The organism is Collinsella aerofaciens, from assembly GCF_028209885.1.
Classification (GTDB): Bacteria; Actinomycetota; Coriobacteriia; order Coriobacteriales; family Coriobacteriaceae; genus Collinsella; species Collinsella aerofaciens_BA.
In genome coordinates this window covers 56785-79405 of sequence record NZ_JAQLEM010000002.1, presented here as the reverse complement: position 1 = coordinate 79405, position 22621 = coordinate 56785, and the positions used below count along the sequence as shown (strand labels likewise).

22 protein-coding genes are annotated in these 22621 nt (G+C 59.4%); 3 read left to right on the top strand and 19 right to left on the bottom strand.

What is annotated here, in order from left to right:
* Positions 1–177 precede the first annotated feature (177 nt).
* The 3 genes from PMX21_RS00840 (at position 178) to PMX21_RS00830 (ending at position 2734) form a co-directional block, all read left to right on the top strand.
* A complete protein-coding gene (locus PMX21_RS00840) occupies positions 178–1227 on the top strand; it encodes an inorganic phosphate transporter (RefSeq protein ID WP_006234237.1) in 1050 nt (349 codons plus the stop codon).
* A 66-nt stretch (positions 1228–1293) separates the two neighbouring features.
* On the top strand, positions 1294–1917 hold the full coding sequence (locus tag PMX21_RS00835) for a DUF47 domain-containing protein (RefSeq protein WP_055309822.1): 624 nt from the start codon (positions 1294–1296) through the stop codon (positions 1915–1917).
* A gap of 286 nt (positions 1918–2203) precedes the next feature.
* Positions 2204–2734: a nitroreductase family protein gene (locus PMX21_RS00830; RefSeq protein WP_271757208.1), complete on the top strand. Its 531-nt coding sequence runs from the start codon at positions 2204–2206 to the stop codon at positions 2732–2734.
* A gap of 167 nt (positions 2735–2901) precedes the next feature.
* On the opposite strand, the gene PMX21_RS00825 is transcribed toward PMX21_RS00830, so the two are convergent.
* From PMX21_RS00825 to PMX21_RS00735, 19 genes are all read right to left on the bottom strand, one after another.
* Entirely contained in the window at positions 2902–3576 is a 675-nt protein-coding gene (locus PMX21_RS00825; RefSeq protein WP_006234242.1) for a DivIVA domain-containing protein, read from the bottom strand.
* Between the two features lie 61 nt (positions 3577–3637).
* Complete coding sequence (locus PMX21_RS00820) at positions 3638–3883, bottom strand: YggT family protein (protein WP_227790178.1); 246 nt, start codon at positions 3881–3883, stop codon at positions 3638–3640.
* 57 nt (positions 3884–3940) lie between these two features.
* Complete coding sequence (locus tag PMX21_RS00815; protein ID WP_271757204.1) at positions 3941–4663, bottom strand: cell division protein SepF; 723 nt, start codon at positions 4661–4663, stop codon at positions 3941–3943.
* Positions 4664–4723: 60 nt separating this feature from the next.
* Positions 4724–5461, bottom strand: a complete 738-nt coding sequence (locus PMX21_RS00810; protein ID WP_271757202.1) for a YggS family pyridoxal phosphate-dependent enzyme — start codon at positions 5459–5461, stop codon at positions 4724–4726.
* Between the two features lie 119 nt (positions 5462–5580).
* Complete coding sequence (locus PMX21_RS00805) at positions 5581–6438, bottom strand: phosphate signaling complex PhoU family protein (RefSeq protein WP_148332195.1); 858 nt, start codon at positions 6436–6438, stop codon at positions 5581–5583.
* Positions 6439–6530: 92 nt separating this feature from the next.
* Positions 6531–7334 (bottom strand): phosphate ABC transporter ATP-binding protein PstB, encoded by an 804-nt coding sequence (gene pstB, locus PMX21_RS00800; RefSeq protein WP_271757197.1) that lies wholly within the window; start codon positions 7332–7334, stop codon positions 6531–6533.
* A gap of 12 nt (positions 7335–7346) precedes the next feature.
* On the bottom strand, positions 7347–8252 hold the full coding sequence (gene pstA, locus PMX21_RS00795; RefSeq protein WP_055309816.1) for a phosphate ABC transporter permease PstA: 906 nt from the start codon (positions 8250–8252) through the stop codon (positions 7347–7349).
* A 3-nt stretch (positions 8253–8255) separates the two neighbouring features.
* Positions 8256–9182, bottom strand: a complete 927-nt coding sequence (pstC, locus tag PMX21_RS00790; RefSeq protein ID WP_271757193.1) for a phosphate ABC transporter permease subunit PstC — start codon at positions 9180–9182, stop codon at positions 8256–8258.
* A 1-nt stretch (position 9183) separates the two neighbouring features.
* Positions 9184–10020, bottom strand: a complete 837-nt coding sequence (locus PMX21_RS00785; protein WP_055251678.1) for a phosphate ABC transporter substrate-binding protein — start codon at positions 10018–10020, stop codon at positions 9184–9186.
* Positions 10017–10817 (bottom strand): purine nucleoside phosphorylase YfiH/LACC1 family protein, encoded by an 801-nt coding sequence (locus tag PMX21_RS00780; RefSeq protein WP_271757190.1) that lies wholly within the window; start codon positions 10815–10817, stop codon positions 10017–10019. The genes PMX21_RS00785 and PMX21_RS00780 overlap by 4 nt, the downstream gene beginning before the upstream one ends.
* A 209-nt stretch (positions 10818–11026) precedes the next feature.
* Complete coding sequence (ftsZ, locus tag PMX21_RS00775) at positions 11027–12181, bottom strand: cell division protein FtsZ (protein ID WP_022094491.1); 1155 nt, start codon at positions 12179–12181, stop codon at positions 11027–11029.
* A 199-nt stretch (positions 12182–12380) separates the two neighbouring features.
* A complete protein-coding gene (locus tag PMX21_RS00770; protein WP_271757187.1) occupies positions 12381–13169 on the bottom strand; it encodes a cell division protein FtsQ/DivIB in 789 nt (262 codons plus the stop codon).
* A 424-nt stretch (positions 13170–13593) separates the two neighbouring features.
* Entirely contained in the window at positions 13594–14505 is a 912-nt protein-coding gene (gene murB / locus PMX21_RS00765) for a UDP-N-acetylmuramate dehydrogenase (RefSeq protein ID WP_006234257.1), read from the bottom strand.
* 5 nt (positions 14506–14510) lie between these two features.
* Positions 14511–15929, bottom strand: a complete 1419-nt coding sequence (gene murC / locus PMX21_RS00760; protein WP_271757184.1) for a UDP-N-acetylmuramate--L-alanine ligase — start codon at positions 15927–15929, stop codon at positions 14511–14513.
* A gap of 97 nt (positions 15930–16026) precedes the next feature.
* Positions 16027–17142: an undecaprenyldiphospho-muramoylpentapeptide beta-N-acetylglucosaminyltransferase gene (gene murG, locus PMX21_RS00755; RefSeq protein ID WP_055286073.1), complete on the bottom strand. Its 1116-nt coding sequence runs from the start codon at positions 17140–17142 to the stop codon at positions 16027–16029.
* Positions 17132–18625 carry a putative lipid II flippase FtsW gene (ftsW, locus tag PMX21_RS00750; RefSeq protein ID WP_195544188.1) on the bottom strand — a complete coding sequence of 498 codons (1494 nt, stop codon included), beginning with the start codon at positions 18623–18625 and terminating at the stop codon, positions 17132–17134. The genes murG and ftsW overlap by 11 nt, the downstream gene beginning before the upstream one ends.
* A 35-nt stretch (positions 18626–18660) precedes the next feature.
* Positions 18661–20067, bottom strand: coding sequence for a UDP-N-acetylmuramoyl-L-alanine--D-glutamate ligase (gene murD / locus PMX21_RS00745; protein ID WP_271757179.1), 1407 nt, complete (start codon positions 20065–20067; stop codon positions 18661–18663).
* Positions 20068–20076: 9 nt separating this feature from the next.
* Entirely contained in the window at positions 20077–21096 is a 1020-nt protein-coding gene (gene mraY / locus PMX21_RS00740; RefSeq protein ID WP_006234262.1) for a phospho-N-acetylmuramoyl-pentapeptide-transferase, read from the bottom strand.
* Positions 21097–21099: 3 nt separating this feature from the next.
* Positions 21100–22524 (bottom strand): UDP-N-acetylmuramoyl-tripeptide--D-alanyl-D-alanine ligase, encoded by a 1425-nt coding sequence (locus tag PMX21_RS00735; RefSeq protein ID WP_271757176.1) that lies wholly within the window; start codon positions 22522–22524, stop codon positions 21100–21102.
* Between the last annotated feature and the right edge of the window lie 97 nt (positions 22525–22621).

Below are 22621 nucleotides of genomic sequence, written 5' to 3'. Positions count from 1 at the left end.
GCACGTGTCCGCATGGCGTGTTAGCAAAAAGAACACCCGCGGTCAACAGGGCTAATATTCAATTTTAGTGCCAAAAAGTTCACTTCTCCCATCAGAACTCGGTAAAGAAACCCACAGGAGGTGATACGATTTATCATGTTTTTGTAACGTGTCTGCAAACTTCGAGAAAGCCCATATATGGACGTAACGTTCTCAACCTTCCTCGGCCAAATTGTGTCGAACCCAGTCCTTGCCGTCACCGTGATCCTCGCGTTGGGCGCCATCTTCGTCAATGGATGGACCGACGCGCCCAACGCCATCGCGACCTGCGTCACTACGCGTTGCATGCCCGCCCGCGCCGCCATTCTCATGAGCGCCGCATTCAACTTCCTCGGTGTGCTCATCATGACGCACTTTAACGCGAGCGTCGCCAATACCATCTCGCATATCGTCGACTTTGGCGGAAACAGCACCATGGCGCTCGCGTGCCTCTGCGCGGCGCTGTTCTCCATCGTCGTCTACGGCGCCACAGCGTCGCGTTTTGGTATCCCCACCTCGCAAAGCCACAGCCTTATCGCCGGCCTGACCGGTGCCGCTATCGCCCTCGGCGGCGCGAGCAGCGTCAACGTCCACGAGTGGATGAAGGTCATCTACGGCCTGGCGCTCTCCATCGGCCTGGGCTTTGTCATGGGCTGGGTCCTGTGCAAGCTCGTCTCGATTCTTTTCGCCGCCGCCAACAGGCGACGTGCCAATGTCTTCTTTAAATACGCTCAGATCGCGAGCGCTGCGGCCATGAGCTTTATGCACGGCGCGCAGGATGGACAGAAGTTCATCGGCGTGCTCTTTTTAGGCGTGGCCTTTGCCAGCGGCCAGACGAGCGTCGGCGATGCAGGCATCCCCATCTGGATTATGCTGCTGTGCTCGGCCACTATGGGTATCGGCACCAGCGTGGGCGGCGAGCGTATCATCAAGTCCGTCGGCCAGAGCATGGTCAAGCTCGAAAAGTACCAGGGCTTCTCCGCCGACCTGGCGGGCGCCGCAAACCTGCTGCTTGCCACCCTTACCGGCATCCCCGTGTCCTCCACCCACATCAAGACCTGCGCCATCATGGGCGTCGGTGCCGTCAAGCGCCTTTCGGCCATCAACTTCGGTGTCGTCAAGGACATGATGTTCACCTGGTTCTTCACCTTCCCCGCCTGCGGACTCATCAGCTTTGTCATGGCCAAGCTGTTCATGATGTTCCTCTAGTCAAACCGAACGTCCATCCGGACTGCATTACCTCGCCCGCCCATCTTCACCTCGAAAGGACCACCCATGGCAAAGAAACCCGATTCGTTCTACTTTGACAACTACGTCGCCTGCGCCGACCTAGCCGTCCAGGCCGCAGAGCTGCTCACCAAGATTTTTGAGAACTTTGACCCTGCGCAGATCCACGACATGCTCGATAAGATGCATGCGATTGAGCATGCGGCAGACAAGAAGCACCACGAGCTCGAAGACGCCCTGCTCACCGCCTTTATCACCCCGCTTGAGCGCGAGGATCTAGACCTGATGAGCTGCTCGCTCGACACCGTGCTCGATCGTATCGAGGGCGTCGTGCAGCGCGTCTACTTCACCAACATCCAGAGCATCCACCCCGATGCCATCGTCATCGCCCACAAGGTGACCGACGCCTGCCGCGCCATGAAGGACCTGATGGTCGAGCTGCCCAACTACCGCAAGTCCAAGACCCTGCGCGAGCTCGTCATCCAGATCAACACCATCGAGTCCGAGGCCGACGAGCTCTACATCAACGCCATGCGCAACCTGCACGTTAACGGCAAGGACCCGCTCGAGGTCATCGCTTGGCGTGACGTGTACGCCTTCCTGGAGTACTGCGCCGACTGCTGCGAGAATGTGGCCGATGTCGTGGATTCGATTGTCATGAAGAACAGTTAATTGGGGGTACATCTCCCACCGGTCGCGGGCCCGGCCACTAATAACCTTTTTCACTCCGGCTGCAAGCAGAGTCGTTCAAAAGGTTATTAGTGGTCGGGCCCGCTCCCTTATGTACCCCCATTGGGAACTTTGGCTGATAGTTATAGTGCAATGGGGGCTTGGCTGAAGGGACCTTTGGTATCCGTTCGGACACTTTGGCCCTCGATGAGCGTTTGACTGATTGCTGCTTTGGGTACTGTTTGGGTTACTTTGGGTTTGTTTGATTTTTAATTGTTGGAGGGCTTGTATGTCTTATTTGGATCTGGCTCGGGGTCGGTATTCTTGTCGTGAGTTTGAAGATCGGGCTGTGGAGCAGGCTGTGGTGGATGCCATTGTTGAGGCTGGGCGTATTGCTCCTTCTGCTTGTAATAACCATCCAACCCGTGTGATGGTGTTGGATACGCCTGAGCTTCTGGAGAAGGCAGCTGCTTGTCAGCCTCGGTTTGCTCGTGATGGGTCTATCTTTGGGGCTCCGCTTGTCTTCCTTATTTGCAGCGTTACCGATGATGCTTGGGTGCGCCCGTATGATCAGATGAACTCGAGTGCCATCGATACTTCGATCGTCTGCGATCAGATGATGATGGAGGCCACCGAGCAGGGCCTGGGAACGTGCTGGGTATGCCATTTTAAGCCTGAGGTGGCACAGGAGCAGTTCAATCTGCCCAAGGGCGTTTATCCCTATCACATGCTTGTCTGTGGCTATCCTGCCGACCACATCGCCGACCCCGAGCATCGCGAGGCCCGTACCATTCCCCTCCCCAACTTCCTCCTCAAGTAGTTTTTTGGCACATGCCCTAAAACCTACCTTTTACCGCTCACCCATTCGCCGAGTTCTGCGCCACAATGTGCAGGGCTCGGTTTTTTATGTTGCGCGCCCCTGCACAGTCATAAAAAAGGACCCGCAAGCTGCGGGTCCTTTCTAGGCACTAAATTGTAGGCCGAATGTTAGTCCAGGTCGTCGGCAGCAAAGTTGTCGATCGGGGCGAAGGGGTCGGCCACGGGGACAACCGGGTCAGCGACGGGCAGCGGCTCGGCGGGAACAGTCACCGCAGGAGAAGCGGCAGAACCGACCGGCGTGGAGGCCATCAGATCGGCCGGGAAGGAATTCTGGGCATCGTCCATGAAGTGCTGGATGAGCTTGAGGTACTCGGCCTTGAACTCCTCACGGGAAGCCTTGAGACGATCGATCTCCTCGAGCTCGGCCTGCTTCTCGGTCAGAGCCTGGCGGATAACCTCGCGGGCCTTGGCGTCAGCCTCGTTGCGGATACGCTCAGCGTTCTCGTTGGCATCGTTGACGATGGTCTCAGCGGTCTGCTGGGCAGCGATCAGGGCAGCGGAAATCTGGCGCTCCTGAGCGGAGAAGTCAGGGGCGGGAGCAGCCACGGGGGCGGCAGGAACGGCCTGGGCGGTGGCATCCTGAGCCTGGGCAAGCTGAGCCTGCGCATCGGCAAGCTGCTGCTCGGTAGCAGTCAGACGACCCTTAAGGTCGACGATCTTAGCGAGCATAGCGTCAACCTCGGAGGACAGCGTCTCCAAGAAGACGTCGACCTCAGCAGGATCGTAACCACGCTTGGCCTCAGAGAAAGTCTGAGCCTGGATGTCTGCAGGGGTAATAGCCATAACAAGTCTCCTTTTTCATCGCCTCGGCGCTACACGCCCGACGTAAGTTACCAAGTCAGTTCTACACGAGTATACCTATAAGAAGCTGCAGAACCAGCCTCTGCACCAACTGCAACGCAATAATCGCAACGACCGGCGAAAAATCGATACCGCCCATCGGCGGAATGAAACGACGGAACAGGTTAAGCCACGGACCGCACACGCTATCAAGCACCGCGGCAATATCCTGAAGCAAACCACCCTGCTTCATGGGAATCCACGTCATAAAGCAGTAGACGACAATGAGCGTGGAATAGAAATTGAACAGCGTGTTGACCAGCTGGACGATAGTGTAGATGTTGATGGGAATCTCCTCGTCTTGTCTTTACTTAAGGTAGCCGTCGGCACGAAGCTTCTTGAGATCGGAATCTTTGACCTCGCAGCCGGCGGGCAGCACCATGAACACGCGGTCGCCCACCTCCTTGACCGTGGCACCCAGACCGCAGGCAAAGCCGTAAGAGAAGTCCAAGACGCGCTTGGCCACTTCGGTGCGTACGCCCACAAAAATCAGTGCGACAGGCTGCTTGGTGCGAACGCGGCGCACCACGGTCTCCACGTCGTCATAGCTCTCGGGGCGCAGAACATAGGCCGGCAGCTGCGGCGTGGAGTTGATGATATTGCTCGCATAGGCCGAGGCATCGCTCGGTGCAGGCGCGGGTGCAGCGGCGGCACGGGCGCGGGTGTTCTCGGCGTAGCTCGACGGCGTGTCATAGGCACCAGGACGATAACCGCTCGCAACACTGTCCTGCGAGCGCGAAGGCGGGTTATACGTCGTGGCATGGCGGGAGTCATCGCCGACCAGCTGACCGGAGCGCGTATACACGGCAACCGACTCAGCTTCACCGCGGCGCGTCTGACCAAGCAGGCCGTTGCTCGGCTCGTCTTGGGTGTAGAAGCCCTCGCCCGAAGCACCGCTGTAGCCGTTGCCCTGATAACTATCGTCATAGCCGTCATCGTAGCCGTAGTCGTCGTCCTGGCCATAACCCTGGTCGTAACCCTGTTGGCCGCCCAGGTGCATCTTATTTTTAATCTCGTCAAGGAAGCCCATGGTTGTGTCCTCTCGCGGTTTAGTGCAGGCGCCCCGATAATCAGTGCGCACTTCAGAGCCTTATTTTACTGCAAACTCCGGGCTAAATACTACCCTGCCCAGGCGAACGAGCGTAGAGCCCTCCTCAAGGGCAGGCTCAAAGTCTTCGCTCATACCGCAGGAAAGCTCGGGCAGGTTCAAATCGGGATGCGCCGCCTCCAGCTCATCCCTCAGCTCACGAAGCCCCGCAAAGGTGCGGCGTGCCACATCCTTATTCCCCCGGGGCGCCATAGTCATAAGCCCCTGTACGCAAATTCCCTCAAGTTCCGCAAGCTCATCCGCGGCGGCGCGAATCTCATCGGGCGAAAAGCCTCCCTTCGACTCCTCACCACTCACATTGACCTCAATGAGCACACGCTGGGGGCCGGCGAGCTCGCCTGCCTCAATCTTGCGGACAGCACGGCTCGAGATCGCCTGCGCCAGATGCAGCGAACCCACCGAGTGAATCAGCTCGGCTGAGCCCAGCACCGCATTGATCTTATTGGTCTGCAGGTTGCCGATCATATCGAAGCGAACCTCGGGCAGCTCCGGATGCTCCGCCAGACCCGTGAGCTTGCGAACCAGCTCCTGCGGGCGATTCTCGGCAAAATGGCGATACCCCGCCTGGATGGCGGCAACGGTCTCATCGACACCAACGGTCTTGGACACGGCAATGAGGCGCGCGGCGTCGTGGGGACGGCCTGCGCGATCGAGCGCCGCATAAAAACGTTCCAGAATCTGCTCGCGGCGAGCGCGCATCAAGTCCAAATAGTTATCCATTGCTAATCGCCTCCGCTGACAGCCAAACAAGTAGTCCCATGCTAACGCAAGAGCGCGGCCCCGCATGTGCAAGGCCGCGCTCACTTAGGTATTTACAATCTTTCGACGAACGGGGTTACTTACTCCTCGTCGTCCTCGCCATCGTCCTCATCCTCAAGATGATCGAGCAGGTAGCGAAGACCCTCGCTGACCTCGTTAGCGGGCACCTTGGCAACGTAGCGAGCGTCGACGGCGGGCCTCATGATAACACCCTCGCCCGAAGGCACGCGCATGCTCTCGAGCTCATCCTCATCAGTGCGGGCGATATCGCCGGCATTCATGCGCTGACCAGTCAACAGGAAGGTCAGACGGCAGGCGGCATCGATGGAAATCGAGGCGATGCGATCGAGGTAGCGCGAAACCATGATGGCGCGGCGCAGGTCGTCATAGTTGCTGTCGTCGTCCATAAAATCGCCCGTGTCCATGCGGTTAAAGGTGCGGAAGAACTTCTCGTACGCCGCATGCACCGGCTCGTCCTCGACGGCCAGGCTGCAGATGATGGACATGTCGTTAGTGACGAGCGCAGAAAGCGAAGAGCCCAGCACCTGGTAGACGGCCTCAGCCTCGGCCTCGACCGTACCGACGAGCTCCTGGGGCAGCGAGATGTCGGCCTTGATCATATGACGCGTGGCGCGGCAGATCTGGCGAACCTTATCGGTCATGCGCTGCAGGTTAAAGTCGACGTAGATAATCGTCTGCAGCAAGCGGAAGTCGGAGGCGACCGGTGACTGCGTGGCGATCAGGTTGTAGCACACGGCCTCCAGGTTAGCGCAGCGCGCGTCAATCGAAAGCGTGCGCTTCTTGGTCTTGGTGGCGAGCTTGCGGTCGTCGGTCACATAGGCCTTAACGGCATCGTGGAGGGCCAGATCGACGGCCTCATAGATGCTCAGCATCTCGTGACGGGCCTCGACGAGCTGACGGGAAAACAGTTTGCGCATGGTTCACTCCAATCAGTTGGGTGCGGTCATGCCGCCCGCACAGTGAATATACACCGGACCAGGTCCGATCAGCTTGGGACTAGTCGCACCGATCAGCCAAAGCGGCCGGTGATATAGTCTTCCGTCCGCGAGTCCACCGGACTGGTGAAGATCGCGTCGGTTTGACCATACTCGATGAGCGTGGCGGGCTCGCCGGCAACTTCCTGCAAGAAGAATGCGGTGTAGTCGCTAATACGAGCTGCCTGCTGCATTGAATGCGTGACGATGATGATCGTCATCTCGGGCGCCAGCTCGGCCATCAGATCCTCGACCTTAGAGACGGACGTGGGGTCGATGGCGGAGCAGGGCTCGTCCATCAGGAGGACATCGGGTTGCACCGCGAGCACGCGCGCGATGCACAGACGCTGCTGCTGACCGCCCGAGAGCGCCAAACCATCCTTGTTGAGCTGATTGGATACCTCTTTCCAGAGGTTGGCGCGCTTGAGCGATTCTTCCACGATGTCATCGAGGTCACTTTTGCTAGTCACGCCCTGCAGACGAGGGCCAAAGGCGACATTCTCGTAGATGGATTTAGGAAACGGGTTGGGCTGCTGAAAGATCATACCCACGCGACGACGGAGATCGACCGGGTCGACACCCTCGGCATAGATATCGTTGCCGTCGAGCGTCATGGTGCCCTCGACGCGCGTGCCCTCGATCAGGTCATTCATGCGGTTGATGCAGCGCAAAAACGTCGACTTGCCGCAGCCCGAAGGGCCAATGAAGGAGGTGATGGCGTTTTTGGCGATGTTGAGGTCAAGCCCTGTCAGCGCATGAAAGCCACCGTACCAAAAGTTGAAATCCTTGGCCGTGATGGCCGCTTGCTCCAGCGTGGGAGCGGACTGATAAACGGACATGGGACTCCTTAACTAGCGGCGCTTGCGCGACAGGAAGCGCGCAAACAGGTTGAAGGCCAAAATGATCACCATCAGCAAGAGCGCGGTGCCGTAGGCTGCGTTCATGTTGATACCGTCGTTGGCAAGCAGGTACAGGTGAACGGTCATGGGACGACCGGAATCGAGCGGCGAAATAGGTAGATTGATGGCCTGGCCCATGGTGTAGAGCACCACGGCGGTCTCGCCGATGGCACGGCCGATGGCAAGGACGATGCCCGTGGCAATGCGGCCAAAGGCCGAAGGAAGCACGATCTTGGAGACGACCTGCCACTTGGTGGCGCCCAGGCCGTACGCGCCCCAACGGATATAGCGCGGAACGGCGCGAATGGCTTCTTCGGTGGTGCGCATGACGATGGGAAGCATCAAGAGCGCGAGCGCCAGAGCGGCCGAGACCATCGAAAGGCCCAGGCCCATGGCCTCGACAAACAAGGCGTAGCCAAACAGGCCCATAACGATGGAGGGCACCGAGGCCAAAGCGTCAGCAGCGTAGCGAATGAGATCGACGACCTTGCCCTGCTTGGCGTACTCGGCCAGATAGACGGCTGCCAGCACAGCGATCGGCGTGCAGATAAGCATGGCGAGCGCCGTCACGTAGACGGTCGAGACGATCGTGGGCCAAATGCCGCCCTCGGCGTTGACGCCCTGGGGCCAACCGAAGATAAAGTCGAGCGAGATGTGTGGCAGGCCGTTGATGACCACGTAGGCGATGATAGCGACCAGCACCAGCGTGGTGATGTAGGCAGCGGCACGAAACACGCCAAGCATGATCTTGTTGGACAGGTCCTTGTTGATGCGGCCCTTCTTGCCGTGGGAAAGGGCACGCTTGATGCGCTCGCGCGACGAGGTCGTATCGACCGTCGTGTCAACGGAATCGGACATAGCCTACCCCCTCTTCTTCTTGGAAATCAGACGGACGATGCCCACCAGCGTGGCGGAGATGATAAACAGGACCACACCCATGCCGAACAGCGCCGAGCGGTGCAGACCCGAGGAATAGCTCATGTCGAGCGCAATCTGGCTCGTGAGCGTCGAGATGGGGCTCGCAATGCTGTCGGGAATAACCGGGGCGTTACCTACGACCATGAGCACGGCCATGGTCTCGCCGATGGCACGGCCCATACCCAGCACGATGGCATCAACGATACCCAGCTTCGCGGCAGGTAGCACGACCTTATAGATGGTCTGCCACTTGGTGGCGCCCATGGCATACGATGCCTCGCGAATGCCCATGGGAATGGAATTGAGAGCATCGATGGTGAGCGTGGTGATGGTAGGGACGATCATGATGGCGAGCACAAACCACGCCGTCAGCGCACCAAAACCAAGGCCGCCGGTCAGTTGTGCGATAAACGGGCGGATGATGATCATGCCGAAAAAGCCGTAGATGACAGAAGGGATGCCGGCCAGCAGGTCGACGGCAGGGCTGATGAGCTTGCGCACGCGCTTGCTGGCAATCTCGACCAGGTAAACGGCCGTACCCACGCCCAGCGGCACGCCCATGGCGAGCGCACCGACGGTCACCAGACCCGAGCCGGCAAGCAGCGACAAGATGCCGTAGTGGCCCTCGGAAGGCGCCCACGTAAAGCTAAAGAAGTCCGCCAGACCGATGTCGGTAAAGACGGGCAGCGCCGAGTACGTGGTAAAGACAAAAATCAGGATGACGGTAACGACCGCCAAGAACGCGCAGGCAAAGAAGATCCACTGCAGCGCCTTCTCCTTGATATAGGTACTGCGCGATACGAGCGCCAGCTCGCGCTTCTTGGGCGTCTGAACATTCTGCTCAGTCTGGGAGTTTTCCTGTGCTTCCATGCTACTCACTCCCCTTCTCGTCGTTGGTGACGGGAATAAAGCCCGCCTCGCGAATCTGCTTGTCCATCTTTTCGGACGTCACATAGTCGATGTAATCCTGCGCCTGCTGCGAAGGCGCACCCTTCACAAAGAAGTAAAGGTCGCGCGAGATGGGATAGCCGCCACTCGCGACCGTCTTCTCGGACGCCTCAACATGATTGACCGAGACGGCCTTGACCGAGGTCTTGGCGTTGAGGCTATCGACGAAGCCCAGCGAAATGTAGCCGATGGCCCCACGCGAACGAGATACCACGTCGCGCACCTGGCCCGTACCCGAAAGAACAGCCGAGCGGCGATCGAACGGCGTGCCATCCATCACGATGGTACGGAAGGCCTCGCGCGTACCGGACGCCTCGTCTCGGTTGATGACCTGAATCCTCAGGTCCTCGCCACCGACCTCTTTCCAATTGGTAATCTTGCCGGCGTAGATATCGCGGAGCTGCTCGGTCGAGAGGTTATCGACCGGGTTATCGTCGTTCACGATGACCGCGATACCGTCGTGGGCAATTACGATGGGGGTCAGGCCCAGATCCTGTTCGTCGGCATTGAGCCCACGGGAGGAGCTGGCGATATCGGCCGTTCCGGCGCTGACGGCCTCGATCCCAGCGGAAGAACCCAAACCGGAAACGAGCACGTCGATGCCGGTCTCCTCCTTAAAGCCCTCGGCCGCAATCTCGGCGATAGGAAGGCAGGTCGTGGAGCCGGCCACGGTAATGGAAGAGGTAGAAGATCCCGAAGAACAGGCGCACAGCGTAAGCGTAAGCACAGCGGCGCTCAGGACCGATACGATCTTTCTCATAGCATCACGCCGATCGCAGCATGGCGCCCACAGGTGCCGCCCTCGTTACGGTAGGAATAAAAGCGGTCGTTCTGACGCACGGTCGAAAGCTGGGTATCCACGATATTATCCGCGTCGACACCGACATCTACCAGCGCCTCGCGAATGGCAGCGGAAAGATCGAGCATGCGAGAGGTATTCGCATCGATGCAAGAGAACTCGGCGGCAAAGCGATCCATGAGTTCCTGGGATACCTCATATTCGTCACCCAAGATATGGGGGCCGATATAGGCGGAAACGTCGCTCGCATCGCAACCGGCAGCATCGCAAAGCGCCTGGCACGCCTTGGCGGAAATACGTGCAATCGTGCCCTTCCAACCGGAGTGCACCACGGCAAATCCGCCGGGGGCCACCAGCACCACGGGAACGCAGTCGGCAAAGCAGAGCAGCACGGGCACGTTATGCGCCGTGCAGACGATGGCATCACAGCCCTCGGCAATCTGCTCGCGAACGTCCTCAAGGTCATCGGCGCCGTTCGAGGTCACCGCAACGATATGATCACCATGGACCTGATTGGGAACGAGCAGGTTGTGCTCGCACTCGGCGGCACCCATAGCCTCGAGCGCACGACGACGATTTTCTTGAACAGCAAAGGGGTCATCGCCAACATGCGAGCCCAAGTTGAGTGAGGAGTACGCATCTTCGGAAACGCCACCGGCACGCTCGGTGAAGGCAAAGCGAACATCGGATGTCGCGCCCTCCACCAACGTAACTCCATCATGGTCGACACGCGAAACTTTGTCCGCACGTGCTGCCATACTAAAGCCTCCTAATAACACAAGTACCGCGGCATCGCCGCTACAGCCCGCGTTTATACGGCTGTCATACTTCTCTAAAAGGATACCTGCTGCGCTGGAGGCAATCGTAAAGGGAACGTAAAGAGATTGGAGGTTCTAGTTTACAAAGTCGAAATAAAAGGGCGCGTCCATACGGACACGCCCCTGTGCACAACAATGCAAAGAACGACTTAGAAGCTACCGCGCTTCAGGAAGTCGGGAAGCTCGAACTGATCGTTGCCGAAGTTAGGAAGCTCGGTGCCACCGACGTTGCGGGTCGGAGCGGCCTGAGCCGGGCTGGTGGCCGGAGCGGTGCGCTGCGGCTCAGCGGAGGCAGCGGCCTTGCTCTGAGACTGCTGAGCAGCAAAGAGCTCGTCCTGACGGTTGACGTTGGAGTCGGAGAAGCCCGTAGCGATGACGGTGATACGCACCTGATCGCCCAGGGACTCGTCGACAACGGTACCGAAGATGATGTTGGCCTCGGGGTCGACGGCGTTGGCAACAACGTCGGCGGCGTCGCTGATCTCCTGGATGCCCAGGTCCTTGGAACCGGCGATGGAGAGCAGCACGCGCGTGGCGCCATCGATGGAGCTCTCGAGCAGCGGGCTGGAGATGGCCTGCTGGGCAGCGTCGACGGCACGGGTATCCCCAGAAGAGGTACCGATACCCATCATGGCGGTACCGGCCTGCTTCATGATGGTCTTAACATCGGCGAAGTCCAGGTTGATGATACCGGGGACGGTGATGAGGTCGGTGATGCCCTGGGTGCCCTGGGAAAGGACGCCATCGGCAATCGCGAAGGCCTCGAGCATGGTGGTCTTCTTCTCGGCGATGTCGAGCAGCTTATCGTTAGGGATGACAATCATGGTGTCAACGCAATCGGAGAGGGTCTTAATGCCCTCCTCGGCGCTCTTCTTGCGCTTGCGGCCCTCGAAGGTGAAGGGCTTGGTCACGACGGCGACGGTCAGCGCACCGACCTCGTTCATCGCGATATCGGCAACGATGGGAGCAGCGCCGGTACCGGTGCCACCGCCCTCGCCGCAGGTGATGAACACCATGTCGGCGCCAGCGAGCGCCTCGGCAATGTCGTCGCGGGACTCATCGGCAGCCTTGCGGCCAACCTCGGGGTTGGCGCCGGCGCCCAGGCCGCGGGTAAGGTCGGTGCCGATGTGCACCTTGATATCGGCATCAGAGATCGCGAGTGCCTGAGCATCGGTGTTGATGGCAACAAACTCGACGCCGCGGATGCCCTCTTCGATCATTCGATTGACCGCGTTGGTACCACCGCCGCCGACGCCGACCACCTTAATGACGGCAAGGTAGTTGTTGATCTCTGTCTCGTGCATGTCGGTCCTCCGAACAAAGGTTATAGCCATAGCATGGGTCGACCCCTGCGCACATTAACCTTCAGGTTGAAAGTAAATGCAAAGGTAAACCGTATTATGTTTGCACATTATGAACGTATCAGTCAAATAATTGACCGTGAAAACCAAACAAACCAGATAAACGGCGTGGTATGGCCCCTCAACAAAGCATCAACCAGCGCTACGAGGTCGGAGCGTTCCTAAATGTATAGTTACCCGGAGAGCGCACATTGATATACGTTACGCCCTCTACCTGCGAAAGCAGCTTGGTGACTACGCGCTCCTTCTTGACGATATCGTTCGAATCGCCCAGCGACACCTCAATGCCGTTATTGAGGTTTGCCGAGATGGCTTCGACCGAAGGCGTGGAAATATCCTTGACTTGTCCCAAGAAATCGCTCGAAAAACCACGCACATAATCCAAGCCAGCCTTAACGGCCTTGGAGCTCACCGCTTGGCCGGAAACCGGAGCGACATCCGCCGAGACATCAGTCAACAACACCGCGCCATAGTGCTTAGCGAGCGCCAGCGCGGCATCAATGCCGGTCAGGGTATTTGAGCCCTGCCCCGTCGTGATGACGTTGCCCTGGTCATCCACTTCGACCGACGTCGACAGCGGGGCGATCCAGGTGTCATCATCCCCGATGGCCCAGGCAAGGTCATCGGAGCTGATATAGGCAATTGCAATGACCTTGCGCTCCATCGGCGTAATGATGAGCGTATGTGGGAACTGACGCTGGACATCCACGCCCGAGACCCACGGGTTCTGCTTGAGGTCCTCGGTAATCTGGTCGGGATCGACGTTAAAAAGCGACGTTCCCTCGGGCAAATCGATCAGCTGGATAGCATCGTGCTTCGTCACATGCTCGCTTCCTTGAATCTGAATATCAGTGGCGGTAAACAATCCAGAGTTAATCACCACGATAGCAACGACGACGAGCACGGCCAAGACGGCCAAAACGCCGCCCACGATTTTGCCTTTGCCTGTAACGACAGAAGCGGCGTCTGATGTTTTATTTGCCATCGCCCTAAGTGAAGACAACGGGTTGACGCCTTTTTTACCCGAAGGCTTCTTGGCGGTAGCCGGCACCGATGTCAGCGAGCGCGGTTTCGATGCGCCCAGCGTGCGACTCGGACGCGCCGCCTTAGTTCCTGTCGAGGGCTTAGGAGTTGCCATAGGACGGGCAGGCTTGGCGCCCATAACAGGCTTTGACGTCACCGAGGGACGCGAGGACTTTTTTGCGGCCGGACGATTACCAAGCTGCGAGCCGACAACCGGACGACTGGTCTGTCGAGCATGCCCGACAGACTTAGAGTGCGCGACGGTATTGCGTTGAGGTTTGGCAGGCGCGCCGGAACGCCCTCCGGCGCGGCGGAAGGTGGGTTTCGATGCTCTAGAAGCCGAGGAATTTAACTTCCGGTCTGAGCTCGATGCCATACGCCTCCCTCACCTTTCCGTGCACATGTCTGATAACCGCGGCAACGTCATCGGCCGAGGCAGTTCCGTTATTAACGATAAAATTAGCGTGAACGGGCGAAACTTCCGCGCCGCCAATCGAAAAACCCTTTAATCCACAATCCTCGATAAGCTTGCCCACACTCGCATCGGGCGGGTTGCGAAAGACCGACCCGCAGGATGCGCGACCCATGGGCTGCGTACGCTTGCGCCTCGTCAGGTACCGTTCCATGCGCTCGCGAATGTCGGCCTTGGGCGCCGGTTTAAGCTTGAGCACGCACTCGAGGATGATCTCATTGCGGGGAAGGCTACATTCGCGGTAGCCCCAAGTGATCTCGGACCCCGCATAATGCTTGATACCGGATGCCGGGTCAAACGTTACGACATCCTCAACCAGCGAGCCAATCCACTCGGTCCGTGTGCCGGCATTCATAGATATCGCACCGCCGACCGAACCAGGGATGCCGACGGCAAACTCAAGGCCCGAGAGGCTACGCGACAGGGCATCGTTGACCAGGCGCGCAAACATCACGCCCGCACCGACCGTCAGCGTACAACCGTCATCGGCAACAACCGTGCGCTGAAACTCACGTCCGAGCGAAATGACGGCACCGCGATAACCGCCATCAGCAACCAGCAGATTGGAGCCCTTACCGATGATGACCCACGGCACCTGCTCGCGATCGAGCACCGCCACGGCGCGGCGGAGGGCATGATAGCTATGGCACGTCACAAAGAGGTCGGCCTTGCCGCCGATACGATAGCTCGTATGACGCGCAAGGCGCTCGTCCTCGATCACATCCGTGTCGATCATGCCCGAGAGCGCCATGACGGCGTTAAACAGACCCATTAGACTTAAGCGTCTTTCTTGGCAGTCAGATACTCAATGAACTCGGGGCCGACGGTCGTAACGTCACCGGCACCCATAGTGAGCAGCAGATCGCCCTCGCCCACCATCTGCTCGAGCTCCTGATTGAGCTCAAGACGGCTGGAGCAGTACACGACCTCCTTGCCAGGATGCTTGGCGCGCACGGTATCGGCGAGCATCTTAGAGGTGACACCCGGAATGGGCATCTCGCCAGCCGAGAACACATCAATCAGCAGCAGTTTATCGGCATTGGCAAATGCATCGGCAAAGTCGTCGCACAGGGCCTGCAGGCGCGAATAGCGGTGCGGCTGGAACACGACGTCGACGTGCTTGTAGCCCAGCGACGAAGCAGCAGCAAGCGTCGCCTTGATCTCGGTGGGGTGATGGCCGTAATCATCGACCACAGTGATGCCATCGATATCGCCCACGTGGGTAAAGCGACGGCGGACGCCCTCAAAGCTCGAGAGCGCCTTGGCGGCGGCGTCGATGTCAAGGCCCAGGACATGGGCGACGGTGAGCACCGCCGTGGCGTTGAGCATGTTGTGGCGACCGGGATTGCTCTTGATCTCCACAGCGTGCTCAGTGCCGTCCTCAAAGCGAACGATAAAGTCGCTCTGGATGCCCTTGACATCCGGGTGCATGCAGACGATGTCGTTGCTCTCGGCAAAGCCGTAGGAAAGCACGTGACGGCCCGTCGACTTGGCGAGCTCGACCAGATGCGGGTCCTCACCGCAGACGATGACGGTGCCGTCCTCACCCACCAAGCTCATGAATTTGGCGAAAGTTGCCTCGATCTCCTCGATACCCGAGTAGTGATCGAGGTGGTCGGCCTCGACGTTGGTCACAATGACCACGTTGGGGTTCAGGAACAGGAAGGAGCTGTCGGACTCGTCGGCCTCGGCGACAAAGTAGTCGCCCGAGCCGTTCTTGCCGTTCGTGTCATAGCCCTCGACGATGCCGCCGATCAAGAAGCTCGGATCCAGGCCCATGCGGTCGAGCATGGTGGCGCACATCGAAGACGTGGTGGTCTTGCCATGCGTGCCGGCAACAGCGACGGTGGTGTAGCCGTGGCCCAAAGCAGAGAGCATCTTGGCACGGGGCCACACGGGAATACCAAGCTCGCGAGCGCGCACGAGTTCAGGGTTGGACTCCGGAATAGCGGTGGAGACAACAACCACGTCGGGCTTGACCTCGTCGATCGTGGCGGCCTCATGGCCCACATGCACCTTCACACCAGCGCGGGTAAGCTGGCGGATATAACGTGACGTCTTAAGGTCGGAGCCGGTAACGGCATAACCACGCTCGTGCAGAACGAGGGCGATGCCGCTCATGCCGGCGCCGCCGATACCGATAAAGTGGGCGCTCTTAAACCCGGGCGCGGAGGTTGCAGTCTGGGAATCAGCCATGTGCTCGTGTACTCCTTGCGTAAACACTGCCTGTAACCTGTTAACTGTACCGCACCTACCGCATCAGCGCGAGGGCGACCGACGATATCCCGTCTAACTAACGCAAACCCTCTACCGCATCCGCCAGAAGAGCGGCGGCCCTATCCTGAGCCAGACCACGCGCCGCCTGACGCATGGCGTCGCGTGCCGCCGCGTCATCGACCAGGTGCAGCAGCTCATCGGCAAAGGCAGAACCGTCGATATCGGCATCGGCGCAGAGCACGCCGGCCCCGGCGTCGACCAGATAACGGGCATTGGTGGTTTGGTGGTCGGCTGTCGCATGCGGGTACGGCACGAGCACCGAAGGCACGGCGAGCGCAGCGATCTCGGCCACGCTCGATGCGCCCGAACGCGAGAGCACCAAATCGGCAGCAGCCAGCATATCGCCCATGTTGTCGATGTATGTCTGGACGCGGTAACGCTTCGCCTCCTCGGGCGTCAGCGCCAAAGCGCGCTCGGTCTCCTCAAAGCCGTCGGCACCCGTCGAATGCAACACATAGAGATTCTTGCGCGAAAGCAGCTCGTTTTTGAGCGAAACCACGCGCTCGTTGAGGTGCTGGGCGCCAAGTGAACCGCCAAAGACGAGCAGCAGCGTAGCGTCCTCGGGAACACCAAGTGCCTTGCGGCCGCGAGCGCGATTGCCCTCGATCACCGAGCGACGTACGGGGTTACCGGTCATGAGCACGTGGTCAGGGTCACCTTCGCGCTCAAAGACCGAACGCGCTGCCGGCACCGAGATGCACACGCGGGCGGCGTGGGAGTTCATCATCTTGTTGGCCAGGCCCGGAACAGAGTTCTGCTCATGCAGCAGATACGGAACGCCCGCGCCCTTGCACCACCCCAGCAGCGGAACCTCGACATAGGCACCAAAACCGATGGCGGCATCGGGCTTGCCGACCTTTGAGAAATGATTGGCGAGCGCACGTTTGGCCTTGTTGACACGCCACAGCGAGGTCAGCGCCGTCCAAGGACGGGAGCGGTCGAAGCCCGTGACCGTAATGGGCACAAAATCAAACCCAGCCTCGGGGACCAGACGACCCTCGAGCTTGCGCGACTGGCCCACGAACACAACGTGGTGGCCACGGTCACGCAGTTCTTCGGCCAAGGCGAGCGCGGGGTTGATGTGTCCTGCCGTGCCGCCGGCTGCAATAGCAACGGTCATTTTATCGGTCATGGTAGTCCCTTCGTACACGCGGTCCCTGGTCGTCGGTACGCAGACGCGCCGACGGGTCCGAGTTCAAATCGATTCGATTATATCCGCCGCCCGCGTTGCGAGGGCTGGGGCGCTGCGGACGACCTTGCGGAGCCGTTCGCGAGCGTGGACGAGCTGCCGGCTCGGTCGCAGAGCCATCCAGGACGGTAAAACCGTTACGCGAAGATCGCTCGCCGCGCACGTGGGGCACGCCGGCGGTACTCTCATCCATAACGGCAAAGCTCTCACGGCGGCGGTCATACTCATCGCGGCGGGCGCTCTCGTACGAAACGCGCAAGATCAACCCGGCAAGCATGAGCGACACAATAATCGACGAACCGCCGTAGCTAATAAACGGCAGCGGTTTGCCCGTCATGGGAAACACGTTGAGGATGCCCAGCGCATTAATCAAAAACTGCACCGCGAGAATGACCGCGGAGCCAGACGCCATAAGCGCGCCCCGACGATCGGTCGCCTGCTCGGCAATGCGAAACGCCGAGTAGATCAGCATCGCAAACACCAAGAAGAACAGCACGGTTCCGACAAAACCGACTTCCTCGCCAATGATGGCCAAGATGTAGTCGTTGTGCGCTTCGGGCAGATACGAGTACTTCATGGTTGAGTTGCCAATGCCGCGGCCGAACAGACCGCCCGAGGCAAAGGCCATGATTGCAAGCGTGGCCTGATAGCCGTCACCATACTCGTCGGCCCAAGGGTTCAAGGCAACCTGAATACGCACCATACGGTACGGCTCTGCGACAAGCGCAATCACGATCACGAGAATGCCGAAGATTAGCACGCCGATGATAAATCTGGGGTCGAGACCCGCAAACAACGCCATGCACATGAGGGTCAACAGGATGATCAGGACAGTACCGAAATCGGGCTGGATAAAGATCAGAAAGAGCGAAATGCCCAGGTAGATGCCCATCTTGCGAAGGAATTCGTTGATGTTGCCACCGGGCGAAAAGAAGCGATCAAGCATGATGGCCGAATACGCAATGGCAAATGGCTTTAAAAACTCGGAAGGCTGGAACTGAATACCGGCGATGTTGAGCCAGCGCGTGGCGCCACGGCTGCCGCTGCCCACCAAGAACACCAGAAGCAGTAGCCCTATCATGCCGATAAGGAAGATCCTGAGCACATCCTCCCCAAACCAGCTGTCCGGCAAAACGCGCACGATGGCAATCAGCGCCAGAACACCGACCACGGCAAACGCGGCCTGTCGACCCAGAAAAAACGTCGCCGAGCCATTCTCGTGCAGCGCCTCGACCGAAGACGCCGAGTACACCATCAGCAGGCCAAAGCATACCAAGGTAAACAAGCAGGCCATGAATATCAAACGGGGGCGCATGATACGGGCGGGAACGCCGGCAATATAGCGTTCGCTAAACGACTGCCCACCGTGGCTGGAACGCGGTGTGGTGCGACGTGAGGAAGCACGGTCCGAGTCGGGCCTCCTCATACCTTGTCGGGGGCTCTCCTCTCTCACCGCAACCCCTATTCCATTTGTGATTTCGCTGTAGCGGCAAGCTGAGCCACGTAGTCCTTAAACACGCGGCCGCGCTCCTCATAGCCCGAGAACTCATCGAACGAAGAGCAGGCAGGAGAAAGTAAGATCACATCGCCACGGCTCGAAAGCGAACGGGCAACGTCCACGGCGTCGCGCAGGTCATCCGCCTGGGCGATATCCACATCGCCATCGACATCAGCCTCGTCCATAGCGGCGGTGAAGCGCTCGCGCGCATCGCCAAAGCAGACGACCGAGCGCACGTTGTCCATAACGACGCGCGCGAAGTCCGTGAGCGGCGTGCCCTTATCGTGGCCGCCGAGCAGCAAGATCACGTCGTCATCGGGAAATGCCGTCAGTGCCTTCTCGACCGCATCGGTGTTGGTCGCCTTGGAATCGTTGACGTAGCGCACGCCGTCAATCTCGCCACACGGCTCCACGCGGTGCTCGAGCGGCTGGAACGAGGCCAGACCGCGGCAGACACCATCGACATCGGCACCGACTGCCAAGGCAGCCGTGGCAGCACACAGGGCATTGATAACATTGTGATGGCCCGAGATCTTGAGCTCGGATGTAGCGATGAGCGGGGTCTCGACGCCCTTCAGACGCACGATCATCTTGCCATCGCGCACAAAGGCGGCATCCTCGCCCTCAGGCTCGTCAAAGGCAACCTTGCAGATGCGACGACCCGGCGTGTAGATGTACTCATCGAACTCGTGAATGCCGGCGTCTTCGACGTCGACAACCGCCAGATCGTCATCAACCATATTGTCAAACAGTTTGATCTTGGCAAGCGCATAGTTGTTATGGCTCTTATGCCAGCCCAAGTGGTCGGGAGTGATGTTGAGCAGCACCGCCACGCGAGGATGGAGCTCGGTAGTCGTAGCAATCTGATAGCTCGAGAGCTCAGCCACAAACCACTCGTTGTGGGCTCGGCCGTCAATCTCGTTGACCGGCGGCTCGCCGATGTTGCCGACAGCAACGCTGGCCTCGCCGGCAGCCTTGAGCAGATAATCAGTCAGCGACGTGGTAGTCGTCTTGCCATTGGTACCCGTGATGGCAATCCAGTTATCGGGCGACAGGCGATAGGCAAACTCGGGCTCGCCCATAATCTGGGCGGCATGATCGCGCCCGGCCTTAAAGAAGCCCGAGAACTCCGAGATGCCCGGGCACGTCACGCATACGTCATAGGCGCCCTCGACCTGTTCGGTCCCATAGACAAACGACGCACCAGCAGCCTCGAGCGCACGCGTGGCGTCATTGGGCTCAGAGGTGCCGCCGCCATACACGGTAACGGCGCTTACGCGCTCGGGATGTGCCAGCGCCCAGCGGGCGACATCGAGACCGGATTTGCCCTGACCCAAAACGAGCAGGCTAAAGACATCAGCAAGAGGCATGAAAGACCACTATCCCAACTGGAAGAACAGAGCAAGGCCAACGGCACCAAAGGCCGCAGCGATAATCCAAAAACGGATGACGACCTTGGTCTCGGCCCAGCCCTTCTTTTCGAAATGATGATGGATGGGCGCCATAAGGAAGACGCGCTTGTGCGTAAAGTGGAAGTAGACAACCTGAATCATGACCGACAGGGTCTCAACGATAAACAGGCCGCCGATGATGAGGGAGACGACCTCGGTGTTGGTCATGATGGACGTGCAGGCAAACGCGGCGCCCAGGGCAAGCGAGCCGGTATCGCCCATAAAGATGCTCGCCGGATAGCAGTTGAACCACAGAAAGCCCAAGCAGGCACCGGCACACGCGGTGCAGAAGATGGACAGGTTCACGTCTCCGTGCAAAAACGCCATGGCGGCCATGGCGAGCATGGCAATCATGGAGGTGCCGCCAGCAAGACCGTCAAGGCCATCGGTCAGGTTCACGGCATTAGAAAGACCGGCGATCATCAGCCAGCAAAAGACAATGTAGAGCCACGGGAACGAAAGGCCACAGATGGTGGTCGAAAGAACACCGAGGTCAATCGTCAGGCCGCCGGGAAAACGAATCTCGGGGGCGACGCCGCACCAGTTGACGGCAAGTACCGTAAAGGTGACACAGATAATGGTTAGGCCGATCATCTTGGCATGGGGCGTCAGACCGAGCGAGCGCCCATGCGTAACGGAGGTCAGGTCGTCGATCAGGCCCAGCACGCCGGTCGCCAGCGTGGCGAGCAGCACGAGCACGAGCTCGGTGGTGAGCTTGCCCATCAGCAGGCAGGTCAGCGAGATCGCGACGAGGATGACAACGCCACCCATGGTGGGCGTTCCCTGCTTAACCAAATGACGCTTGGGGCCGTCGGCACGAACCTGCTGGCCGATACCCTCGACCTTGAGTAGCTTGATCCACCACGGCATGAGCAGCAGCGCAATGGCGGCGGCGATGCCAAGCCCCAAAAAAGCCTGATACGTTGGATACGAGGGATTGCCGAACATGGGCTAGCACACGCCTTCCACAAAGCGGTCGAGCTCAACAAAGCGGGAACCCTTGACCAGTACAACATCATGTTTTTCAAGCGCGCCGCCCATGCGGTCGAGCACCTGCTGATAATCGGAGAACACTTGGACGCGGTCCTCGTCCATGCCCATCATTCGCGCGGCATCGGCCATAAGCTGGGCCAGCTCACCACCCACGCACGCCAGCATGTCGAGCTTCTTGGCGGCGGCATAGGCGCCCACGAGCTCATGCATGCGAGGAGCCTCGTCGCCCATCTCGCCCATCTCGCCCAGGATCGCCATACGAGACCCCGTGCACGAAAGCGAGCACAGCAGATCGAGGCCAGCAGCCATGGATTCGGCACTGGCGTTATAGGAATCGTCGATGATGCGTGCACCGCTCTTGGCGCGCTTGATCTCCTGGCGGTGACCGGTGATCGTGAGGCCTCTAAAGGCAGCATCGATCTGCTCGGGCGTCACGCCCAGGCGATAGGCAACTGCGGCGGCCTTAACGGCATTTGGGACGGACTGCACGCCGGGGATGGCAAGCATGGTATCGGTCGTCTCACCCTGGCCAAAATCGAGCGTAAAGACCGGACGGCCTTCGTCATCAACACGAATGTCGCGGGCGCGGACCTCATCATCGTCCGAGACGCCGGCCAGCATCACATCGATACCAGCAGGCTGGGCGAACGTATCGCGAATGAACGGCGTAAAGTCGTCCTCACCGCCCAAAACCAGCAGCGGCAAGAAGTCGCCGGCGGCGCACATACCCTGGACAATCTCGGCCTTAGCGCGGGCGATGTTCTCGCGGCTGCCCAAAATGCCGATGTGAGAGGTACCAATCTTGCTCACGATGGCAAGGTTGGGATTGGCGGACTGGGACAGGCGCTCAATCTCGTGGAAATGGTTCATGCCCATCTCGAGCACCAGGACCTCGGTATCGGCCGGAGCGGAAAGCACCGTGAGCGGCATGCCGATCAGGTTATTGAAATTGCCCTTGGTGGCCCAGACACGATAGCGCTTGGCGAGCACGGCGGCGAGCACGTCCTTGGTCGTCGTCTTGCCGATGGAACCGGTAATACCAACGACCAGGCAGCCAAGCTCCAGGCGATACGTGTGCGCCAAACGCAGCAGAAACTCCTCGGGATCATCGGTCAGCAGGATGGCGCACCCCTTGTCCTGCGCCAGCGAGACCAGCTCGGCCTCGGGCTCACGCGTCATCACGACGGCGCCGGCACCCGACTGGACGGCACGGGAAGCAAAATCATTGCCGTCGACGTTTTCACCGGGAAAGGCGACGAAAATCGTCCCTTCCTCGACCTGGCGCGAGTCGATAACGCACCCGCGGCATACCCGATCGGCTTCTCCCGTCACGGTTCGGGCCCCTGTTGCGGCCGCGAGGTTGTTGACGGCGATCTCTATCATTGCAGCTCCCCTGTAAACCTAATAATGCTATCGGCGTATTGTATCCCAGCGCCGCACATGCGTGGTGCAGGGCATGTGAACACCCTCATATGGGACA

What these genes read in the sequence shown, in the direction of transcription:
- murB (WP_006234257.1), bottom strand. Translation starts at nt 14,505, where the DNA reads ATGGGTCTGTTTAACGCCGTCATGGCGCTCTCGGGCATGATCGACACG.
- PMX21_RS00840 (WP_006234237.1), top strand. Translation starts at nt 178, where the DNA reads ATGGACGTAACGTTCTCAACCTTCCTCGGCCAAATTGTGTCGAACCCA.
- PMX21_RS00835 (WP_055309822.1), top strand. Translation starts at nt 1,294, where the DNA reads ATGGCAAAGAAACCCGATTCGTTCTACTTTGACAACTACGTCGCCTGC.
- mraY (WP_006234262.1), bottom strand. Translation starts at nt 21,096, where the DNA reads ATGTTCGGCAATCCCTCGTATCCAACGTATCAGGCTTTTTTGGGGCTT.
- PMX21_RS00780 (WP_271757190.1), bottom strand. Translation starts at nt 10,817, where the DNA reads ATGGCAGCACGTGCGGACAAAGTTTCGCGTGTCGACCATGATGGAGTT.
- ftsW (WP_195544188.1), bottom strand. Translation starts at nt 18,625, where the DNA reads ATGAGGAGGCCCGACTCGGACCGTGCTTCCTCACGTCGCACCACACCG.
- murG (WP_055286073.1), bottom strand. Translation starts at nt 17,142, where the DNA reads ATGACCGATAAAATGACCGTTGCTATTGCAGCCGGCGGCACGGCAGGA.
- pstB (WP_271757197.1), bottom strand. Translation starts at nt 7,334, where the DNA reads ATGTCCGTTTATCAGTCCGCTCCCACGCTGGAGCAAGCGGCCATCACG.
- PMX21_RS00815 (WP_271757204.1), bottom strand. Translation starts at nt 4,663, where the DNA reads ATGGGCTTCCTTGACGAGATTAAAAATAAGATGCACCTGGGCGGCCAA.
- PMX21_RS00735 (WP_271757176.1), bottom strand. Translation starts at nt 22,524, where the DNA reads ATGATAGAGATCGCCGTCAACAACCTCGCGGCCGCAACAGGGGCCCGA.
- ftsZ (WP_022094491.1), bottom strand. Translation starts at nt 12,181, where the DNA reads ATGCACGAGACAGAGATCAACAACTACCTTGCCGTCATTAAGGTGGTC.
- PMX21_RS00825 (WP_006234242.1), bottom strand. Translation starts at nt 3,576, where the DNA reads ATGGCTATTACCCCTGCAGACATCCAGGCTCAGACTTTCTCTGAGGCC.
- PMX21_RS00830 (WP_271757208.1), top strand. Translation starts at nt 2,204, where the DNA reads ATGTCTTATTTGGATCTGGCTCGGGGTCGGTATTCTTGTCGTGAGTTT.
- pstC (WP_271757193.1), bottom strand. Translation starts at nt 9,182, where the DNA reads ATGGAAGCACAGGAAAACTCCCAGACTGAGCAGAATGTTCAGACGCCC.
- murD (WP_271757179.1), bottom strand. Translation starts at nt 20,067, where the DNA reads ATGCCTCTTGCTGATGTCTTTAGCCTGCTCGTTTTGGGTCAGGGCAAA.
- PMX21_RS00810 (WP_271757202.1), bottom strand. Translation starts at nt 5,461, where the DNA reads ATGGATAACTATTTGGACTTGATGCGCGCTCGCCGCGAGCAGATTCTG.
- murC (WP_271757184.1), bottom strand. Translation starts at nt 15,929, where the DNA reads ATGGCTGATTCCCAGACTGCAACCTCCGCGCCCGGGTTTAAGAGCGCC.
- pstA (WP_055309816.1), bottom strand. Translation starts at nt 8,252, where the DNA reads ATGTCCGATTCCGTTGACACGACGGTCGATACGACCTCGTCGCGCGAG.
- PMX21_RS00805 (WP_148332195.1), bottom strand. Translation starts at nt 6,438, where the DNA reads ATGCGCAAACTGTTTTCCCGTCAGCTCGTCGAGGCCCGTCACGAGATG.
- PMX21_RS00785 (WP_055251678.1), bottom strand. Translation starts at nt 10,020, where the DNA reads ATGAGAAAGATCGTATCGGTCCTGAGCGCCGCTGTGCTTACGCTTACG.